At 44.8% G+C, this 19083-nt stretch carries 17 protein-coding genes, 1 pseudogene and 2 riboswitches; of the genes and pseudogenes, 7 read left to right on the top strand and 11 right to left on the bottom strand.

Annotated elements, in window-relative coordinates; all coding sequences use genetic code 11:
- Positions 1-27 precede the first annotated feature (27 nt).
- From H569_RS22510 to H569_RS0110045, 3 genes are all read right to left on the bottom strand, one after another.
- On the bottom strand, positions 28-258 hold the full coding sequence (locus tag H569_RS22510) for a hypothetical protein (protein WP_157833509.1): 231 nt from the start codon (positions 256-258) through the stop codon (positions 28-30).
- A 148-nt stretch (positions 259-406) separates the two neighbouring features.
- Positions 407-505, bottom strand: a riboswitch (TPP riboswitch).
- A 186-nt stretch (positions 506-691) separates the two neighbouring features.
- The gene (locus tag H569_RS20000) at positions 692-2146 is read right to left on the bottom strand and encodes a flotillin family protein (RefSeq protein ID WP_114679286.1); all 1455 of its coding nucleotides are present in this window, start codon (positions 2144-2146) and stop codon (positions 692-694) included.
- A gap of 13 nt (positions 2147-2159) precedes the next feature.
- Positions 2160-2531 (bottom strand): NfeD family protein, encoded by a 372-nt coding sequence (locus H569_RS0110045; RefSeq protein WP_051273563.1) that lies wholly within the window; start codon positions 2529-2531, stop codon positions 2160-2162.
- Between the two features lie 47 nt (positions 2532-2578).
- Here H569_RS0110045 and H569_RS19995 point away from each other — a divergent pair, with 47 nt between their 5' ends.
- Positions 2579-2815 (top strand): hypothetical protein, encoded by a 237-nt coding sequence (locus H569_RS19995; RefSeq protein ID WP_051273562.1) that lies wholly within the window; start codon positions 2579-2581, stop codon positions 2813-2815.
- A 150-nt stretch (positions 2816-2965) separates the two neighbouring features.
- On the opposite strand, the gene H569_RS0110035 is transcribed toward H569_RS19995, so the two are convergent.
- From H569_RS0110035 to H569_RS21335, 6 genes and pseudogenes are all read right to left on the bottom strand, one after another.
- On the bottom strand, positions 2966-3235 hold the full coding sequence (locus H569_RS0110035; RefSeq protein ID WP_027364892.1) for a hypothetical protein: 270 nt from the start codon (positions 3233-3235) through the stop codon (positions 2966-2968).
- A 140-nt stretch (positions 3236-3375) separates the two neighbouring features.
- Positions 3376-4496, bottom strand: a pseudogene (locus H569_RS23130) (ethanolamine ammonia-lyase reactivating factor EutA).
- The gene (locus H569_RS23275) at positions 4480-4791 is read right to left on the bottom strand and encodes an ethanolamine ammonia-lyase reactivating factor EutA (RefSeq protein WP_051273559.1); all 312 of its coding nucleotides are present in this window, start codon (positions 4789-4791) and stop codon (positions 4480-4482) included. Before H569_RS23275 ends, H569_RS23130 begins: the two are co-directional and overlap by 17 nt.
- Positions 4792-4798: 7 nt before the next feature.
- Positions 4799-5545, bottom strand: a complete 747-nt coding sequence (gene eutC, locus H569_RS19985; RefSeq protein WP_051273558.1) for an ethanolamine ammonia-lyase subunit EutC — start codon at positions 5543-5545, stop codon at positions 4799-4801.
- Positions 5542-6930: an ethanolamine ammonia-lyase subunit EutB gene (locus tag H569_RS0110020; RefSeq protein WP_027364891.1), complete on the bottom strand. Its 1389-nt coding sequence runs from the start codon at positions 6928-6930 to the stop codon at positions 5542-5544. Before H569_RS0110020 ends, eutC begins: the two co-directional genes overlap by 4 nt.
- A 32-nt stretch (positions 6931-6962) precedes the next feature.
- A complete protein-coding gene (locus H569_RS21335; RefSeq protein WP_051273557.1) occupies positions 6963-9002 on the bottom strand; it encodes a histidine kinase N-terminal domain-containing protein in 2040 nt (679 codons plus the stop codon).
- A gap of 336 nt (positions 9003-9338) precedes the next feature.
- On the opposite strand from H569_RS21335, the gene H569_RS0110000 reads away from it, so the two are divergent.
- The 3 genes from H569_RS0110000 (at position 9339) to H569_RS0109990 (ending at position 13485) form a co-directional block, all read left to right on the top strand.
- Positions 9339-9833 carry an HD domain-containing protein gene (locus H569_RS0110000; protein WP_027364890.1) on the top strand — a complete coding sequence of 165 codons (495 nt, stop codon included), beginning with the start codon at positions 9339-9341 and terminating at the stop codon, positions 9831-9833.
- A gap of 406 nt (positions 9834-10239) precedes the next feature.
- On the top strand, positions 10240-11607 hold the full coding sequence (locus H569_RS0109995; RefSeq protein ID WP_081410963.1) for an acetyl-CoA hydrolase/transferase family protein: 1368 nt from the start codon (positions 10240-10242) through the stop codon (positions 11605-11607).
- A 147-nt stretch (positions 11608-11754) separates the two neighbouring features.
- On the top strand, positions 11755-13485 hold the full coding sequence (locus tag H569_RS0109990; protein WP_027364888.1) for a sigma-54 interaction domain-containing protein: 1731 nt from the start codon (positions 11755-11757) through the stop codon (positions 13483-13485).
- A 23-nt stretch (positions 13486-13508) separates the two neighbouring features.
- On the opposite strand, the gene H569_RS21330 is transcribed toward H569_RS0109990, so the two are convergent.
- The gene (locus H569_RS21330; RefSeq protein WP_157833508.1) at positions 13509-13850 is read right to left on the bottom strand and encodes a helix-turn-helix domain-containing protein; all 342 of its coding nucleotides are present in this window, start codon (positions 13848-13850) and stop codon (positions 13509-13511) included.
- A gap of 100 nt (positions 13851-13950) precedes the next feature.
- Positions 13951-14049: riboswitch (cyclic di-GMP riboswitch) on the top strand.
- A 63-nt stretch (positions 14050-14112) separates the two neighbouring features.
- On the opposite strand from H569_RS21330, the gene H569_RS19965 reads away from it, so the two are divergent.
- The 3 genes from H569_RS19965 to H569_RS0109970 are packed head-to-tail and all read left to right on the top strand — an operon-like array spanning position 14113 to position 15960.
- Entirely contained in the window at positions 14113-14733 is a 621-nt protein-coding gene (locus H569_RS19965; protein WP_081410969.1) for an HD-GYP domain-containing protein, read from the top strand.
- Between the two features lie 26 nt (positions 14734-14759).
- Complete coding sequence (locus H569_RS0109975) at positions 14760-15125, top strand: hypothetical protein (protein ID WP_027364887.1); 366 nt, start codon at positions 14760-14762, stop codon at positions 15123-15125.
- Entirely contained in the window at positions 15118-15960 is an 843-nt protein-coding gene (locus H569_RS0109970) for a GGDEF domain-containing protein (protein ID WP_027364886.1), read from the top strand. Before H569_RS0109975 ends, H569_RS0109970 begins: the two co-directional genes overlap by 8 nt.
- Positions 15961-16805: 845 nt before the next feature.
- On the opposite strand, the gene H569_RS19960 is transcribed toward H569_RS0109970, so the two are convergent.
- Entirely contained in the window at positions 16806-18899 is a 2094-nt protein-coding gene (locus H569_RS19960) for a DNA topoisomerase III (RefSeq protein WP_257720101.1), read from the bottom strand.
- Positions 18900-19083: the final 184 nt, after the last annotated feature.

Raw genomic sequence — 19083 nt, 5'->3', positions numbered from 1 at the left:
CTATTCCTATGCAATTAATTGATTCTGTTAACACCTAACCTTGAGCCAGTGCCCCAAAGAAAGCTTCCCAAAAGCGATCCACCCGCGGCGGCAGCAAGTCTTGTTCCCTACCGTCGTCTTCAACCCAGCGGCGCCTCTCCGCCCGTGGTACCACTTTTCCGATAACGGCAGAGCCGGTATACCGGCTTTTTCATAAGCTGTTAGTAAAGACCCTGCCTGTTCCGGATCAACGGTGAGCACCCCCCATGCTCGGCCCAACTATCACCTCGGGGTTTAAAGCGCCTGTTTCCGGAAGAATAGCTTTTTTAAAAATCATCATTAACCTTGCCGATCATCTTTATCACTCCTATGCTCGTATGCTGTTTGCCGGCCGTAAAAAAATAAACACCCCTGCTCGGAGTGTACAAATGGCGTTGTTACATTTCCCTTCGCTGGCATTACCCAGAGCAGGTTCAATGGGTTGGCATTATTACCTCTCAGCCTTGCGGCACCCCAAATGACTTCTTTTTATTCATTTTACTGGCCTTACACTATATAATTATACCACTGGCAAAATTAATAATAAATATGCAGGTACAGTTAACTTTTACAGTCAGCCGGCAGATAATGAAAAAAGTATGCCTGAAGGCGGTGGTTCCCCACAAGTGATTAAAAAGGACGCTTCGTGATAACGAAGCATCTTTTTTAAGTATTATAAGTTGGCTTTGGTATCAACCAATTGATGATGATTAGTGTCTTTAACAGAAAAACTATTTTCCTTGGTTGTGCCGCCGGGTATCCCTTTTTTAAAGAGATCCATTAAATCATATCCAGTCAGACCTTTAACCGTTTCAGGCAAAGTTGATAAAATATCGGTGATATACCCCGAAACTTTAGCTGCTCCTTTGCCCTGGCCGCCGCCGGAATCCACGATGACAATTTTTTCAACCTTGGCCAGAGGTTCAGCAATGCTTTTAGCGATTTCAGGCAGCTTATCAATAATCATTTGCGCTATGGCTGCATCATTATATTGTTTGAATGCTTCGGCTTTTTTAAGCAATATTTCAGCCTCCGCTTCACCCTTCTTGCGAATTACTTCAACTTCAGCTTCACCTTCAATCTTTTTAGCCCGGGCATTGGCCTCACCGAGAAGCTTGATGCTTTCCGCTTTGGCCTGCGCGTCCTGGATGCTCTTGAATTTAACAGCTTCAGCCTGTTTTTCCTGGCTGTATTTTTCTGCGTCGGCCTGCAGTTTAATAGTAGCCTGAAGTTCCCTTTCCCTGCGCAGCGCCTCTTGCTCAGCCAACTCAATTTCCTTCTTCTTCTTAACAATTTCAATTTGCATTTTTTCCTGTTCAACATTTTGCTGTACTTTGCTTGCTTCAATATCATAAGCGAGGTCGGCGCTCGCCTTTTTCGTTTCCTGCTCCTGCCTGTACTGGTGAACCTTTAATTCCTTTTCCTTGGTAGCTTCGGCTATTTGCGTCTCGGCGACTAACCGGGCCGCCTCACCCAACCTGTTGGCTTCAGCGGTTTTGATGTGCGTTTCTTTAAGCGCTTCAGCTTCTGCTATATCCGCGTCGCGTTTAACTTCAGCTATTCTCTTTTTGCCCAGTGCTTCAAGGTAGCCGTTGTCATCTGAAATATCTCTGATGGTAAAAGCCTTGATCTCCAAACCCATTTCGGCCAGATCAACGGCTGCGACTTCCTGCACCTGGGAGGCGAACTTTTCACGATCTTTGTATATTTCCTCAACGGTAAGTTTAGATATTATTTCCCGCAACTTACCTTCTAAAACGTCTTTTGCGGTATCTTTTATCACCGCTATTGTATCCGGTTCCTTCCCGGTGTTGAATTGCTCCAATGCTGATAGGATGGATTCCTTATCTGATTTGACTTTAATTACAGCCACACCGTCGGCTTTGATATCCACGCCTTGTTCGGTCAACGCGCCCCTGGTTTCAACACTGATCTTCATATTTTCCAACGATATTCTGTCGGAACGTTCCAACAGCGGTATAACAAAGCCGCCGCCACCTGAAATAACCCTCTTTTTTAAACCTGTAATGACCAGGGCTTTATCCTGGGGCACCTTCTTCCACATGGTGGCTATACTTAAGGACAGAAGGATAATTACTACGACAATAATCGCTGCTGTAAAGAACATGCACATTCCTCCTTTATATTTTGGATACCTTAAAAACGTTTTTTTCGATATCCACAATTACCACTTTGGACCCGGCGGGTATTTCTGCTCCATCAACTGACCTGGCTGGTGCGGTATATGTATTGTCGTTGACTACATAAATGATTCTCCCAACACTGTTGCTGTGCATATGCAGTTTCACCGTCGCCAGCGAGCCGATTAAGTCTTGTTGCGATACCGCGCTTGTTTGGGCTTTATAAAGTGGTACCAGGATATATCTGAACATTAAAAAGGAAACCAGCAAGGCGGAAGCTAATGCCGCTGTCAGGGTGACAATTATGCCCAGTTGCAGATAGTTTAGCCCTATAATCCCAACTCCACCGAATACGGTTAAGAACGCTGCCATGATTACGGGCTTATGATATTGCGAACCGGGAAGATGATATTATTCCTTTGGAAGATATTTATGCAACGTATCTTGAATTAAAGGAAAGCGAGTTTAAAGAGTTTTACAGTACTTTCAATGAAAAGTTTTTATTAATTAAAGAAAAGGCCGGCAATATAAGGGAAAAATCCTACCGGGATCTGGCCGAGGTTTTTCTTACCGTTTTGATGCTAACCGCCCAGGCCAATACCGCCAAGCGACTTGCTGAAAAAACAATTGATAGCTATTTTAAACCGAAAATTTAGTCCAAATAGCCTCGTTTTTTAAACTTCCCTCTATAAAAGAGAAAAACCGGTCTTATGCCGGTTTTTCTTTTACAAAGTATCGTTCTATTATTTTATTTAACGGAGAACATAGGTAATACGGCGTATGTGCCTCGCCTGCCGGGGTTTCATTCAGGCATCAACCTTAAACTTTACCACGGTGTTTTGCAGTTCGGCGGCAATATCGGCCAGCTCCTGAGCGGAACTGGATACCTGCTGCACGGTGGTAGCAATCTGTTCACTGGCGGCGGTAAGCTGCTGTGTACCCTGATTGGACTGTTTGACACCGGTCGCGATATCTTGTATCATTGCCTTGTTCTTTTCCACCGCTTTAATGATCTGCTGCAGGGAAGCGCCGGCGTTACCGGCCACCTGAACTCCTTCACTTACTGCAACTTTCACTGTATTCCGGTAAATTTATGAAACATTTTTATACCTCCTAATAAACAAAGATTACATCTTTCTTAACCATCCTTAAAATATGTAATTTTATTTATTTTACATAAATTTACCGCATATCTGTAAAGATTCAATACGGAATGTTAAAAAACAAGAGTTTTTATCATAACCAGTACGGCCTGATCATCTATAGGAAAACCAATGTCTATATAATCGCCCTCGTCAACGACAACCTGATCAATGCACATGATTTTGGAGTTATTGGTCAGAATCCCGATGGTCTGCCCAAGGGCCAGGGCACAATCGTTTTCGGTAATAATAATGAAAGGTAGGTTTTCCATCCGGGTGGCTTTAAATATGCTCTTGAGTCGCTCTGCTGCACGGTAGATGTCAGCAAAGGAACCAAGGGCATTTTTATTGAGGGCTAAGGCCAGGCCCGCCGGACTGGTCTCTTTAACCAATGTGGTGATAGCGCGGATAACGGGTTGTTGGTCTGATAAATCGTTAATTCTTAACACCGGAATGTTTTTCAGCGGCAACAGGTTCCGGTTGATTAAAATGGTACTGCCGCTAAGCTGCACAAACTGAATCCCGGTACCGATCACGGTGGCCCGGATGGTCTCCACCGGCTTGCCGCACCGTGCCGGGAATTGGTTAAAGGCATCCCGTACAGCTGCGCCCAGTAAAGGCCCGATGTCACCATAACGGCAAATTTCGGAAATCGATTGGGGCGTGACCGGTTGATAAATAAAATCGGCCACGCCGCCGGAAAAGGTAATTTCATTGATCTGATAGTTTAAACGCAAACCTTCCGTAGTCAGAAAGAGCTTGACATGCTCATTGTAAGGTTCTAAAAAAACATGACGAATGGTGGCGGCCAAAGCCCCGGTCAATTGTTGTAATTGCTGCCTGGTCACCGGTGCAGCCGGACGAATATTTAAGCCCAGGAGCTTAATCAAAGGGCTTAATTCTTCTGCAATGGCGGTAACAATTCCGTCCGGACTAACCTTTAACAACCTCCCCCCGATATCAGACAGCAGGAATCGATGGGATTACCGTTATTAAACACAGCAATGTTGGATGTCCCGCCACCGATGTCAATGTTGGCTATGATGGTGCCGTTTTGTTTGGACCTGGCGGCAGCCCCGGCCCCTTTACCGGCCAATAACGACTCGATATGGGGGCCGGCGGTGACTGCAACGAAATTGCCGGTGATATCAGCCAGGGAATGGACTATTTCGGCAGCGTTATTTTTTTTTGGCACTTTGTCCCGTAATAATGACAGCTCCGGTATGGATATCTGTTTTATTCAGTCCGGCCTGCCGGAATTCCCGGTTCACCAAAGCCTTGATACCCTGGGGGTCGATGGTAAAGGGATCCAGCAAGGGAGTAAAGTGAATCCGGCCCCGGTACAGAATCTCGCGACCGACAATTTCCTGCCGCGGCGCCATATACTGCGGCAGCGTATTGGCCACCTGTAAACGACTGAAGATGACCTGGGTTGTGGTAGTGCCTATATCTATACCGATGGAGTTAAGACTGATATAATCGCTGCTCATATGAGTATTATTCCTTCAGGGTAATTAATTTTAAGCTCACGCCGCTGGACTTGACCTGGATGACATGGTTTACCATCCTGGCCAATTGCGCGGCGGCCTCCACAGGAGGAGTGCCTCCACTGTAAATGTTGGATAACACCAGATAATCGGCATCCATCGTGTCGGCCGTTGGCTGGTAAACAAGATAGGCACTCATGCTTTTGGCCGTGACCAGGCCGGGACGCTCGCCAATCAGAATGACAAACACCTCGGCGGCAACGACAGTAGCAACATCTTCCAGTAGTCTTACCCGGCCATATTTTACGAAAACAGGTCTGTGGCAGCTAATCCGGTAATAGGCCAGACCCAGCTGAAATGCCGGTAAAAAGTCTGATAAATTTGCCTCAATGGCCTGGGCACTTAAGCCGTCACTGATAATCAGCTGCACCTGCCGCTTTTCCGAAGTGCTTTGCTGAAAATAGGCTTTGCCGGTTGTGGAGAGTTTCCGCCCCAAGTCCGGTCTGGTGAGATATTCATCCTTGTCCCTGACCATGGTTTGCAACACCGGCAAGTCCAGCCCGGCCAACAACTCTTCGGAGACAGTGCCGTTAACGGAGTCCTGGGCTGCCGCGTGGTCGGCCCTGAATTTCAGCAAGTCGCAAGTCAGCGGTCTGGTACCTGACCGCCAAACACCGATTCTGGCCGGGGTCGCCTGAAGCAACTGCTGCAGGTAAGCGCTGTCCTGCGGGGCAGGAATATGATGCCGGTATTTCACGAAACCACCCTCCCAACCCGGGAGCGTTGAAAAATAGACGGGTCCCCAGCCCGGCGGGTCAGCCGGCCGTTCTGCATGAGGCCCATTTTCTCCAGCCATTTTTCAAAGGCCGGCAGCGGCTTCAGACCCAAAACCCCGCGCAAAGAAGCAATGTCATGATAACTGGTGCACTGGTAATTCAACATCACGTCATCACCCATAGGTATCCCCATAAAATAGTTGACCCCGGCCGCGGATAACAGCACGGCCAGATTCTCCAGGTCATTTTGATCCATTTTCATGTGGTTGGTGTAACAGGCATCCACGCCCATGGGCAGGCCGGAGAGTTTACCCATAAAATGATCTTCCAGTCCGGCCCTGATCACTTGCCTGCCGTCATACAGGTATTCCGGTCCGATAAAGCCAACCACCGTGTTCACCAGAAAGGGGTTAAAGTGCCTGGCCAGGCCATAGCACCTGGCCTCCAGGGTTAGTTGATCGGCTCCGTGATGACTGTGCGATGACAGTTCCGACCCCTGCCCGGTTTCAAAGTACATCACGTTGTTACCCGCTGCCGTCCCCTTATTTTTCGCTAATTCACACGCTTCTTCCAAAAGCGGGACGGTGATGCCGAAACTGCGATTGGCTGCCTCGGTGCCGGCCAAACTTTGAAATACCAGGTCACATGGCACTCCTCTGCGCAGGGCCTCCATCTGCGTGGTGACGTGAGCCAGCACACAAATTTGCGTGGGAATTTGCCAATAGTTTTTTAACTCATGCAAGGCTTCCAGGATGCGGCTGATGTTGTCCACGCTGTCTTCCACGGGGTTGATGCCGATCACGGCGTCACCCACCCCGTAAGACAAACCCTCTTCGGCTGAAGCCAGAATACCGGCAACACTGTCCGTGGGATGATTGGGCTGCAGCCGGGAGGCCAAAGCCCCCGGCACCCCGATGGTGGTGTTGGCGGTGGCCTGAATGTTTATTTTGCCGGCGCCCACGATCAAATCCATATTTGACATGATTTTGGTCACCGCGGCCACCATTTCACTGGTTAATCCCCGGCTTAACCCGACCAGGGCCTGGCCCGGGGTATGATCGTCAAGAATATACTCCCGTAGTTCGGCCACCGTCCAATTACTGATGGCGGAGAATACTTCCCGGTCTAAATTGTCGTCGATGAGCCTGGTCACGGCATCTGTCTCGTATGGAACCACCGGGTTATTTCTTAGCTCATTCAAAGTTAACCGGCTGAGCACATATTTGGCGGCAACTCTTTCAGCCGCAGAACCGGCGGCGATGCCGGCTAAAACATCGCCGGATTTTTCTTCATTCGCTTTGGCCAGCACCTCTTTCACGGTTTTAAAGCTGAATGTTTGCCCTAAAAGTGTGGTTTTAAACCCCATTATATATAACCTCGTTTCATATTTTGCCGGGACTAATGTTGAAACTCGTGCTCCAAAGCATATATTTTTTGACTGTCAGCCTGGAAGCTTGGTCCCTTAAACCATTTGCGAACGCTGACCAGATAATAGAGCACTAATAACGCGCTCATGCCAAGAAGCGTATAACCGGTTAACTGGTTGGGCGGAGACACAAATAGAATACAGATAAAGAAAATCCAAATTAGCCCGACGGTATTTACGACTTTGCTCCATTTGCCCAGATTCCACGGGCCGTTATTTTGTTCTTTCCATTTGCCGCCGTACTGCGCGCGCAGTTTCAAGAAAAGTGGGATGCCGTAGGAGACGTATAACCCGATGGTGCTAATCGAAACGATTACAGAATAAGCGCCGCTGTAAACGGCTATCAAAAAGGCCACGGCTACAGACAGCCAGATGGCCGGCGCCGGAGTACGGTAAGTTTTGCTGATTTTGGACCAAAGTTCAGATTTGGGCATCCCGCCGTCCCTGGCAAATGCAAAGATCATACGGGAATTTGAGGTAACGGAGGAGAGACCGCAAAACCACATGGCGATGGTCACCATCCAGAGTGTGGCACGACCGGCCACACCGCCCAGGGACTGTTCAACAACGTAGATAAAGGGGTTGGTGGCCCCGGCAACTTCTTCGGCATTACCGATGGTGCTGGTGATGACGAACAGCATAATGTAACCAAAGACCGCTGAAATCAGCACGGAAAGATAAACACCCCAGGCGGCCTTCACCCTTGGATTAATGGTTTCTTCGGTAGTATGGGCGGAAGCATCATAACCGGTAAAAGTCCATTGAGCCTGCAATAAACCTAACAGAAATGCCCACCAGTAGGGAAACCCGCTGGTAGTAAAACCTGTTTTAAAAACATAAATGCTTCCACCACGTTTGTGAGCAAATCCATGTTCCAAAGAGTTTTGAATTAATTCATTCAGCACCATGGCCGTTCCGGTGGCGATTTCCGAAGGCAGCTGCACCGGCATGCCGGAGATTCTAACCGTTACCATATCTTCGGTATCTACGCCGGTTTGGATAGAAAGCCCGACAACTTTTTCAATAAGCGGCAGCAAATCGACATAATGAATATCTTTCACCGTTAAAGCCTCATGAATCAAGGCAATGCTTGAAATTCGATTGATACTGCTTGATAATGCTTTCTTAACCTGCTCTGAATCTGAACGCCTCATTTGTAATCTTAATAAGCCGGCTACGGTATGGAGATTGTTTTTGACCCTATGGTGAATTTCTTTAATTACAGCGGCTTTTGCCATAAGTTCTTTTTCTTTTTTATGCAACTCAGTGACATCCCTGAGCATAAAGATATGACTGGCCAGCTGGTTACTCTTTTTTATAGGAACATGCTTTAATATATACACCCGGTTATCTATCACCAATTCATTTGTAGCCGGCATATCCCGAATGACATCCATTAACTTTTTTCCAGTAATCAGGTGGTTTGAAGTTTGTAGCAATTGTTGTGCCAGCGGATTGGCATATAAAACGGTATAGTCCCTGTTGGTAATGATAACAGCATCCTGTAAAATTGTCGGCAGAACCTCTTCCACCGTAGCTACGTCAAGCAGCGCGGCAGTTAACTTTTCGGTGGTTTCGGATAAAAGTTCGACTTTGGCTACGGTTTGGATTTGTTCAGAAATGTCTTGTTCCATAATTAAAGTGGCAACAACATTGCCTTTGGGACCTTTTACCGGGATAACCGACTGTTTAACCGAGATGCCTTGCTGGGTAACTCCTTTTACCTCCCAGACAGGACCGCTTGTTTCAAACGAATTAAAAACAGCTGGTTCATTTTTTTTAAAAGCCAGTTCGCCAACGACACTTTGTGTGTATAAAGATGGTGCAGTAGTAGGATTGGCCTCTGCCACGACAAGGGCTTCCTCGTCATCTGTAGTCAGCACGTCAATAAAAACATCAGCCCTGGTTAAATCCGCAATATACTTCAGGTAATTACTTAACTGCTCAATTACATAGATATCATCATTGTCTAAACTGGTGTACTGTTTACATAATGAATGAACGGAAGCCATTTTTAATTGCCTCCTAAAAAAACAAAATGCCTTAAAAGTTCTGCAAACAGAACTTTTAAGGCTTCTTCGCCAAAGTAATCTTCCATGAATGATTTGCTACCTTAGCAGTTATTTTTTTCAGGTATTTTTTTTATAGTAGCAGAAATGAATGAATTTGACAACAGTCTATAGTGAAAAATCCCTGTTCAGATTTGTATGACTCCAAAACAGTGAATTCAGTGTTCCCCGGCGTAGATGCAGCCGAAACTTCCGATAAAGTGATTTGGATCACTGTATTTTAATTGGATTTTTTTTATAATAATTATAACGTTGAAAAGATTTATTGAGGTGATGCCGGTGGCAACTATGGCAAGTAGTGTGATCAAGAAAATGATCCTTTATTTTGATGGTGACATTAAGCGTATTAACCATGCCATTAAGGTGTATGCGTTCGCCAAAAGCATAGGGGAGTTGGAGGGCGTTTCCGGTGAAAAACTACAAATCCTTGAATTGGCCTCAATTTTACATGATATAGGAATCAAAGAGAGTGAAAAAAAATACTCATCATCTGCCGGAAAGTACCAGCAAATCGAAGGGCCTCCTGTAGCACGGGATCTCTTACAGGGGTTTAATTTAAGTCAACATTTTATCTACCGGATTTGTTATTTAATCGGGAACCATCATACATATACCAAAATAGATGACATAGATTTTCAAATTCTGGTAGAAGCTGATTTTCTGGTCAACATCTTTGAAGATGACCTGAGAAAAGAACAAGTAAACTCAATAAAACAAAAATATTTCAAAACCAAAACCGGTCTGAGTTATCTGGATAGTATGTATAGTAGGTAGGCATTCTACGCCTCCGTTTAGGTTTATCAGCAGACCCGTTGCGTGATAAGAGAAACTCTGGGTTTTTACTCAGAGTTTTTTTTATTACCGGCTATGCCGATCTGGATTTGTAATATCAGTACCTTACAAAACTAAAACAATATGCCTACCTGGTTAACAACATCTACATCGTAGACACCGGGCTTGTGGTTATTATAATAACCTATCGGGAAGGCAAAATTTATCTTTTAACAGTCTACAAAGTTTACATCATTCTTAAACATTCCCTAAAACATCTAATTTTTATTTTTATAAATTTACCGCATGCCTGTTAAAATGCAATCTTTTATATCCTTTTCGGTACAACTTTTGCGACTGTGGTTATATCAAATTATTCAAAAATTATTGATAGGAGGAAATATTCCAAATGTCAGTGGACTTATTTCAAGAACTGGCCCATGTATCTGCCACCCGTAAACTGGTCCTTTACCCCGTACAGCGTAATAAAATAAGGGAAGTATATAGCAAAAAGCTGGTCACAGCTGAGGAAGCGGTTAAGGTAATCAAGTCCGGGGACAATATAGCGTTGCCCCTTGGATGTGGAGAGCCGAGAGCCCTGGTTACAGCTATGGCCAAAAGACACAATGAACTAAAAGGGGTCAAGGTGCACCAGATGCTGCCGCTTAAAGAAGCCGACTACTTAAGCCCCGAGATGGCCAAGAGCTTCCGCCACGTGTCCTGGTTTACCAGCGGGGTTAACCGCCGTGCCGTTAACGAGGGATGGGCGGATTTTATGCCCGGCCACTTTCACGATTACCCCAGGCTTTTTCAAGAATATATAACGGTGGATGTTTTCATGGGGATGGTATCCCCCATGGACGAACGAGGTTTTTTCAGTTTCGGATTGTCCGTTGATTACACCACCACTGCTGCCGCCGAAGCCAGGGTAGTTATACTGGAAGTCAACCCGAACATGCCCCGGACCAGGGGGGAAAGCCTGATTCACATTTCCGATGTGGATTATGTAATTGAAAACAATGCTCCAATACCGGAGATTCCTATCCCCCCATTAACAGAAGAAGATAAAATCATCGGGGGATATATAGCGGAAATGATCGAGGACAGTTCCACAATTCAGTTGGGCATTGGCGGCATGCCGAATGCAGTGGCCCAAGCTCTCGTAAATAAAAAAGACCTGGGGATCCACACGGAAATGATCACCGACGGAATGGTGGATTTAGTTGAAAGCGGTGCGGTTACGGGCAGGAAAAAAACCATACACCCCGGCAAAATTATCGGCAGTTTTGCAGCCGGCACCCGGAGACTTTATAATTTCCTCAACGACAACCCGATGGTGGAAATGTACCCTGTTTCCTATGTAAATGATCCTTATGTAATCGGCAAAAATTATAAGATGGTGTCAATAAATGCCACCCTTGAAATTGACCTGCTCGGCCAGTGCGCATCGGAAACTATTGGACCTAAACAATACAGCGCCACCGGGGGGCAAGCTGATTTCGCCCAAGGGTGTTTGCGCTCCCCCGGCGGCAAAGGATTCATCGCGCTTCATGCTACAGCTAAAAACGGCACTATTTCTAAAATTGTACCATTTTTACAGCAAGGTGCAGTGGCAAGTTGTTCTAAAAACGATGTCGATCACGTTGTTACTGAATTCGGCGTCGCCAAGCTACGGGGTAAAACAGCAAGGGAAAGGGCACTGGAACTGATTTCTATTGCTCATCCCGATTTCCGCGCCGATTTACGGGCCGCAGCCCGCAAAATGAATTTAATTTAAAACTTCTGATAATCTTACTTCATGACCTTTAACATCTGCATTTATTAACATGCTCATTTGGACACCGGCAGGTTTTTTCTTTGGAATCGTCGAATAAAGGCATTAGTTTATAAAATCTAATATCCAAGAAGGTCTGGGGTAATAAGCATGGTTGAATTAAGCACTACCATCAAATTGCAAAATATTTACGATTCAACCAGTAACGCAGTTCTGGCAGTAAATCGTTCCGGTATAATCATTTACTGCAACCGGCAGGTGGAGAAATTCCTTGAACTGCCGACCGGAAAAATTGTCGGCAGGCATGTCAAGGATTTTTTTCCCACCACCGGATTGCTGGAAGTTATAAAGAGCGGACAGCCGCAAACAGGCGCCCGGTTATCTTTAAATAACGGCACCTATCTTTCCAACCGAAATCCGATTATTGTAAATGGTAAGATAGTGGGAGCGGTGGCGGTTTTTCAGGATGTCACCGAAATACAAAATGTTATCGATGAGCTAACAACAAACAATGAAAAAATCACCGAGTTAAAAGAAATGTTAACCAATATCCTGGAGTTATCCAGCGACGGCATAGTTGCGGTTAACCGTGATTATATAATAACTATGGCAAGCCAGGCATTTGCCAGTTTTTTCAATAAAAAAGTTGATGAAATTATCGGACAGCATGTTAAAAAGGTTTACGGTAACCCAATTTTTCCCAAAGCGATGGAAACGGGCAAACCGGAATACGGTTATGTAACAACTTTAAACGGCCATGAAATCATAGCAAACAGGCTGCCAATCAAGAAAAATGATAAAATAGTAGGCGCCCTGGGTATCGTTGCCTTTAAAAATATATCCGATCTTTACGCCTTGTCTGAAAAAATCAATAATTTGCATGACCAGCTTGATTTTTATAAGGATGAGCTTAAAAGAGCACAACGTTCCAAGTTTACTTTTGATCAGATTATCGGCAAGAACCCGGCTTTTGTTGCTTTAAAGAAAACCGCCAGGCGGGTGGCAAGAAACCAGTCCACGATATTGATCAGGGGCGAAAGCGGCACGGGCAAAGAGCTTTTTGCCCATGCCATATACACAGAGAGCGAGCGTAAGCACGGCCCTTTTATTAAGGTTAACTGCGCCGCGATCCCTGAAAACCTTTTGGAGTCGGAACTTTTTGGCTACAAAGAGGGGGCCTTTACCGGTGCCAAAAAGGGCGGACATACCGGCAAATTCGAGCTTGCGCACAAGGGAATCATTTTTTTGGATGAAATTGGTGATATGCCTCTTTTAATGCAGGCAAAGCTACTCCGCGTTCTTCAGGAGAAAGAAATCGAACGACTTGGTGATACTAAGCCCAAGCGAATTGATGTAAGAGTTATTGCAGCAACTAACCGCAACCTTGAAGAGATGGTGGCCAAAGGCGAATTTCGCAGTGACCTGTATTACCGGATCAACGTGGTTTCCCTGAATATCCCGCCTTTACGGGAAAGAATAGAAGACCTGGACTTATTGTTGCAACATTTCATTGAAAGGTTCAATAAACAATTCGGTTTACGGGTGACGGGGATAGACCCGGAAGCCATGACTATTCTTCGCAACCACCGCTGGCCCGGCAATATCCGTGAATTGGAAAACGTCGTTGAAAGGGCTTTTAATATTCTTGAAGGAAATACTGTAAACAAGGAACACCTCCCCCTATACTTATTAAGCGCACAAAAATACAGGGGACTCAACAATCGCGGTGGTCTGCACCAATTAATCGAGGAAATTGAGCGCGAAGCCATCATTGATGCATTAAAAACCTGCGATGGCAACAAAAACCAGGCGGTGGCCCTGCTTGGCATTTCAAGGGCCGGACTCTACAAAAAGCTTAAACGATACAAGTTGGAAATTTAAGAAGACTTATATTGCATAAATATTTAAGTTATTTTTTTTTGCTCTTTTTGCAAATCAATATACGCTTTAATTACAGTCAATATAAAATCAATGTGGTTATTTCCCATGCTATTTACCATATACATGCAATGCACAAATTCTTCCGGCAAGTTCTCGGCTGGAGATTCAACAAAAAGCAAGTTGGCTTTAACACCAAGAATTTCTGCTATTATCGCAACAAGCTCTATAGAAGGGTTTTTCTGTCCTCTTTCCAAGTACCCCCAATAGGAAGGCGTAATCCCAACTAAAGAAGCCACTTCCTTTTGAGAAAAACCTTGTTGAATTCTGTAATACCTTATATTTTTCCCAACAATCTTTTTAATCATTTTCAACCCTCAATCTTCTCCAATATAAACATATGGTTTATTTTTGTTGAAATATGCAATCCGGTAGTTATATAATATGCTTGGCTTGGTTTTAATATCTGTTTCACAAAGGCAAACTACATCGAAAGATTAGGGCGCAAAGCCATGGGTCTAAAGTGCTAAAGCTTGTTTATAGCGCTATGATTGCCAGGTTGCGGGAAAAAATGATATTAATAACTTCCCCCCTCTTATCGATGAATATGTCTTGTGTCACGGTGGAGGGATGAAATACTTGCACTTTAATATAAAGACTGTCAACACCATACTTTCAGGATTTCCTCAAGACCTGATGATGCATTCTTTAAACGTATGTTATCTTGCTATGAAAACGGCTGAATATGCTGGTTGCACCTACCAAGAGGTAAAAACAATTACCTTAGGCGCTTTACTTCACGATATCGGCAAATGTTGCATTGATGAAAGAATATTAAATAAACCCACAAAGCTATCGTGCGAAGAATTTTCAATAGTTAAACAGCATACTGTGTTAGGTACCAAAATGATATCAACTTTTGAAGAATGCAATGATCTTTTACCAATTATTCTTTATCATCATGAGCGGTGGGATGGAAAAGGTTACGAGGGTTTGTCCGGAAGAAACATACCTAAACTGGCACGCATTGTGGCAATTGCTGATGCATTTGATGCGATGACAAGTCCCAGGCCATACCAAAAACCTAAAACTTTTAACAATGCTCTTTTGGAACTAAACAGTAATAAAGGCCTTCAATTTGCCCCTGATTTGGTCCAAACATTTGAATCATGCATTCTGGACTTAATTAAAAAGCCTCCCCAAACATCTGAGATTGACTTTTGGCATAAGGCATTAAGCAATATTGTTTAAACAATATTGGAAAGAGGTTTATACCTATGAGTTCCAAAAATAAAAAAAGTTTTAGTAGTAAAAAGGCAAATTTACAAATACATTTCTCTGAATTTGATCTCCCACCCATGCAGGATTTATTGCTTATAGGCAGACGTGCCCCAATCGGCCCAGAGGCCGCTCGCAGAATGATTGAAGCTCTTGCCCCGGGCCAATATGAGGTAATTTTAATCGAAAACAGTGATATTGAAGCCATAGCTGTAAGAACCAGTTTGTTTAATTGGATGCCACGTGATACGCTGATCAAAACCATACTTGAAGAAGGTATGAAGTTTACCAGCACACAATCCTTGATAAAGGCCAAATTGGAAATCTCAGTTTCTGTATTTAAAGAAGTTGATATAAATGTATAACGTAAAACACATAATGAGTAACCCTGTTTTTTCCATCACCTCCGGGAAAAGTGTCTTACAAGCCGCAGAATATATGCGGGAACACCAAGTGGGCGGCCTGCCGGTTATCGAAGGTGAAAATTTAGTCGGGATAATAACCTCCAAAGATGTGCGTTTTCACCACCCCAACCGGATAGTGGCTGATTCAATGAGCAGCCCGGTTATTTCTTGTGAACCGGATGATACAATTTGGGAAGCAGCCGAGCTATTACATGAATATAAAATAGAACGCATGCCGGTGGTGGAAAGCGGTAAAGTAGTCGGAATGATAACCAAATCCATAATAATGAAAAGTTTAGGCCAACTATATGATCCATTAACTGGCATATATAATTCCGGTTATATATACCAAGTTGCTTCAAAGTTACTTTCCGAAGGTCATGAAATCTCTGTAGCTTTATTTGACGTAAATAACTTTGGGCAATTAAATAAAAAAAATGGGCATATATATGGTGATCGGTGTTTAAAGCAAATAGCAAAAGTTTTTCAAGATAAAACAGAAGTTAACTGTGACTTTGTTTGTAGATATGGTGGTGATGAGTTTGTGCTTGTATCTTTAAAAAAAATAAGTAGCGCGGAAAAAATGGTAAAAGATATCATTGATTTAATAGCCATTGAGACTTCAAAAGCCGGAGTTCCCGCTACTGTATCGGCTGGCATCTGTGGTGGCCAAAGAAAATATGCCAGAAATGAAGTAAAATGTTATGAGGTTATTGAAAACCTTATAAATAAGGCAAGTATAGCCTCTACAAAAGCCAAAATGACCAATAAAAGTTATATTGTAGAAGTAACTTAACCGGCGCAGGGGCCATGCGTGGGAGTGAAACCTGTTCATATCATATATTATAATATATAATTTCTAGCTATAATTGAGTAATTCGAGCATTATTTGGGAAGAACCTTGAGGGATATAATAAACCCTTTTGATTTTAGACTAACAAACTGGTTATTACCAATGACCAGGTGATCCAAGACATTAATAAGCTCGCTGGCATAAGGCTGGCGAGCTTTTTTCTGCCCTTATACCTTGCATGTATTATTGGCAAAATGTGACTTTAGAAAGCCTCGGTCAACCGCACCGGCAACAAATATTTTCAGCATACTTCTCATAGTAAAGCCCTCAAAAAATAATTTTTGGCGGACTCTACCAATGACAGGGGATTTTATTAATCACAGCAGGTTTAACTTCGTCTGAAAAATCCCCTGCTGCCAGTCCTTTGCCGCCCAAAAACAAAAATCACCTACTCCTTACAGTAGGTGATTCGACATCCCTTGTCTTTCAAGGGCTTTAGCTCTTTGGAGGCGACACCCGGAATTGTTACAAAGCCGTGAAACTTAGCCCTAGAAAATATTGCAAATAAGCAGCCCGTATAGAAAATTAATTTTTGTTATTTAGCGTTGCCAATGCCCGGACAATTTCCGGGCATTATTCTTAACGGATATTCCTTTACTCTTAGACGGTCAATCTGTCGCCAAGCCTCTTAACATCTTCCCAGGGTCCCGTAGCACCACCTCTGTTTGGGCAGGCAAGTTAAGTTCAATGTCGTTTTCAGATATAGCCTTATACCTTATTTCCATAGCGATAAGCCGTTCAGTTTGGTTATTTTATACAAGCGCATCTTGAATTCCATTATGTTTTGGTTAGATATGTTGATTACTTCTCTTTTTATTAAATTCAAATTCAACTTTGCCGTTCTGTCCAAGCACTAAAATTGCCTCGAAACTTTTACCGGCTTTGGATTTAAAACCCTTAATTATGCCGGTTTTGCCTTTTTGCAATAAACCCTGTGCTTGTTTGGCGGTAATCTTTTTGCCGGCAATCTCTTTCCAGATGACAAACTTGCAGCCCTCTTTGTAACCGCTGCAGCCGTAGCCTTTTTTACCCTCAATCACTGCCTTGCCGCAAAATGGACATTTGCCCAATGCTTCACGGCTTGTTTGAAACTGGTTACTGGCGGTCTGAGTGCGGGCCAGTTCAACAATCTCACCGGTTAGCTTTTTAATCCCGGTCATAAACTCTTCCGGGTCAGCCGTGCCTGCTTCTATGTCGGCCAGCGTTTTTTCCCACCGGCCGGTCAGTTCCGGATTCTTGATTATTTCCGGCACCAAGTCAATGAGTATCTCTCCTTTGGCAGTGGGTACTAAAGTTTTCTTTTGGCGCACGATATAACCCACTTGGATTAGACGCTCGATAATCGCTGCCCTGGTGGCCGGGGTACCCAAGCCGTGCTCCTTCATAGCCGCTTTCAGTTCCCGGTCTTCTATCAGCCTGTTGGCCCCCTCCATGACTGCCAACAGGCTGGCTTCGGTATATCGTTTGGGCGGCCTGGTTTCTTTTTCCTTGATTTCTGTTTTGGTGGTTCGCACTGCTTCGCCCCGGGTAAGGTCGGGTATGATACCATCATTTTCGTCATCGCCATGGTTATTTTCCACAGGTGCGTATACCGTCTTCCAACCTTTGTCCAGCTCCACCCGTCCGGTGGTAAGGAATTTTTCGCCGGCAGCTTCGGTTACCACTTTGGTCTGCTTATACCTGGCCGGCGGGAAAAAGATGGCCAGAAACCGCCGTGCCACCAGGTCGTAAATCTTTCGTTCATCCGGAGAATAGTTGTCCAAAATGGGCTTAACGTTCGTGGGAATAAGCGCTGTATGGTCGCTTACCTTACCGTTATCCACGTAACGCTTGCCGGGTGGGCCAGCCGCCTTTGCGGTGTCTGTATAGTGCATGTATTCAGCCGCACCGGCCAGTGCGGATAGACGTTCCGGAATGGTTTTAGCAAGCTCCGTAGTTATGTGCCGGCTGTCCGTACGGGGGTAGGTAAGCAGTTTCCTGGTCTCATACAAGGACTGGGCTGCCGCCAGGGTTTTGGCTGCCGCCAGGCCGTATTTTTTGTTGGCTTCCTTTTGCAGGTCGTTGAGATTGAACAATAGCGGCGGGAGCTCCGCAATGTCCTTTTCTTCCACCTCCAGCACGTTGGCTGGCTGACCATCAACCCGGGCCTGTACCGCCCGGGCCGCCTGCTGGTCCTGGAAACGGTTTTGCTCGCCTTTAAACCACTTGCCCACGTATAACTGGCCGTTGCTTTTAGTAAACTCGGCGTATAGTTCCCAGTAGGATTCGGGCACAAAGTTTTTAATTTCGCGTTCCCGGTTCACAATAAGCGCCAGGGTGGGCGTTTGCACCCGGCCAATTGACAGTAAGGTGTTATGCCTTACGGTAAATGAGCGGGTGGCGTTGATGCCGATGAGCCAGTCGGCCCGGCTGCGGGCTTCCGCAGCAGCGGCCAGGCGGTTGAATTCTGTTCCGGGCCGCAGCTCGGTAAAGCCTTTTTTAACGGCAGCCGGAGTTGTTTCTGAAAGCCAGAGCCGCATGAAAGGTTTTTGGCAGCCGGCCAGGCGGTAAATATAGCGAAAGATGAGCTCGCCCTCGCGTCCGGCGTCAGTCGCACAGATAAGTTGTTCGATATCGGATCTGTTAACCAGCTGTTTAACGATTTTAAACTGTTTAGCGGTTTTCGGGTTGGCTTTAAGTTGAAATCTGGTCGGTATGATGGGTAATGTATCCATAGTCCATTTTTTTAGCTGTGTATCGTAATCTTGGGGTTCAGCCAATTCCACCAAGTGACCGATGGCCCAGGTGACAACGTATTCGTTATTTTCCAGATAGCCGTCTTTTTTTTGGAAGCTGCCAAGCACTGAGGCAAGGTCCCGAGCTACAGATGGTTTTTCAGCAATAACTAAATTTTTAATTTAAATCCACCACCTTTATGGTTGTTTTTAGGACATGTACAGGGACTTGATTAAATCATTTTTTGTTCGATCTCTTCTGTCTTGGTCAAAGTTGCCAACCAATAAAATACCTAAATTCTCCAACCTTGTGAATATTCTTTTTACTGTATCCGATGACCAGAGGTCAAAA

Source organism: Desulfotruncus alcoholivorax DSM 16058, from assembly GCF_000430885.1.
In the GTDB taxonomy this organism is placed as follows: Bacteria; Bacillota; Desulfotomaculia; order Desulfotomaculales; family Desulfallaceae; genus Desulfotruncus; species Desulfotruncus alcoholivorax.
The sequence above is the reverse complement of the archived record's forward strand: the minus strand, read 5'-3'. Positions and strand labels throughout refer to the sequence as shown.

Excerpts from the sequence above, each read along its gene's own strand:
- H569_RS0110045 (WP_051273563.1), bottom strand. The coding sequence starts at position 2,531 with ATGGCAGCGTTCTTAACCGTATTCGGTGGAGTTGGGATTATAGGGCTA.
- H569_RS0109975 (WP_027364887.1), top strand. The coding sequence starts at position 14,760 with ATGAGTTCCAAAAATAAAAAAAGTTTTAGTAGTAAAAAGGCAAATTTA.
- H569_RS0109970 (WP_027364886.1), top strand. The coding sequence starts at position 15,118 with ATGTATAACGTAAAACACATAATGAGTAACCCTGTTTTTTCCATCACC.
- H569_RS21330 (WP_157833508.1), bottom strand. The coding sequence starts at position 13,850 with ATGATTAAAAAGATTGTTGGGAAAAATATAAGGTATTACAGAATTCAA.
- H569_RS20000 (WP_114679286.1), bottom strand. The coding sequence starts at position 2,146 with ATGTTCTTTACAGCAGCGATTATTGTCGTAGTAATTATCCTTCTGTCC.
- H569_RS21335 (WP_051273557.1), bottom strand. The coding sequence starts at position 9,002 with ATGGCTTCCGTTCATTCATTATGTAAACAGTACACCAGTTTAGACAAT.
- H569_RS0110020 (WP_027364891.1), bottom strand. The coding sequence starts at position 6,930 with ATGGGGTTTAAAACCACACTTTTAGGGCAAACATTCAGCTTTAAAACC.
- H569_RS19965 (WP_081410969.1), top strand. The coding sequence starts at position 14,113 with ATGAAATACTTGCACTTTAATATAAAGACTGTCAACACCATACTTTCA.
- H569_RS0109995 (WP_081410963.1), top strand. The coding sequence starts at position 10,240 with ATGTCAGTGGACTTATTTCAAGAACTGGCCCATGTATCTGCCACCCGT.
- H569_RS0109990 (WP_027364888.1), top strand. The coding sequence starts at position 11,755 with ATGGTTGAATTAAGCACTACCATCAAATTGCAAAATATTTACGATTCA.
- H569_RS23275 (WP_051273559.1), bottom strand. The coding sequence starts at position 4,791 with ATGAGCAGCGATTATATCAGTCTTAACTCCATCGGTATAGATATAGGC.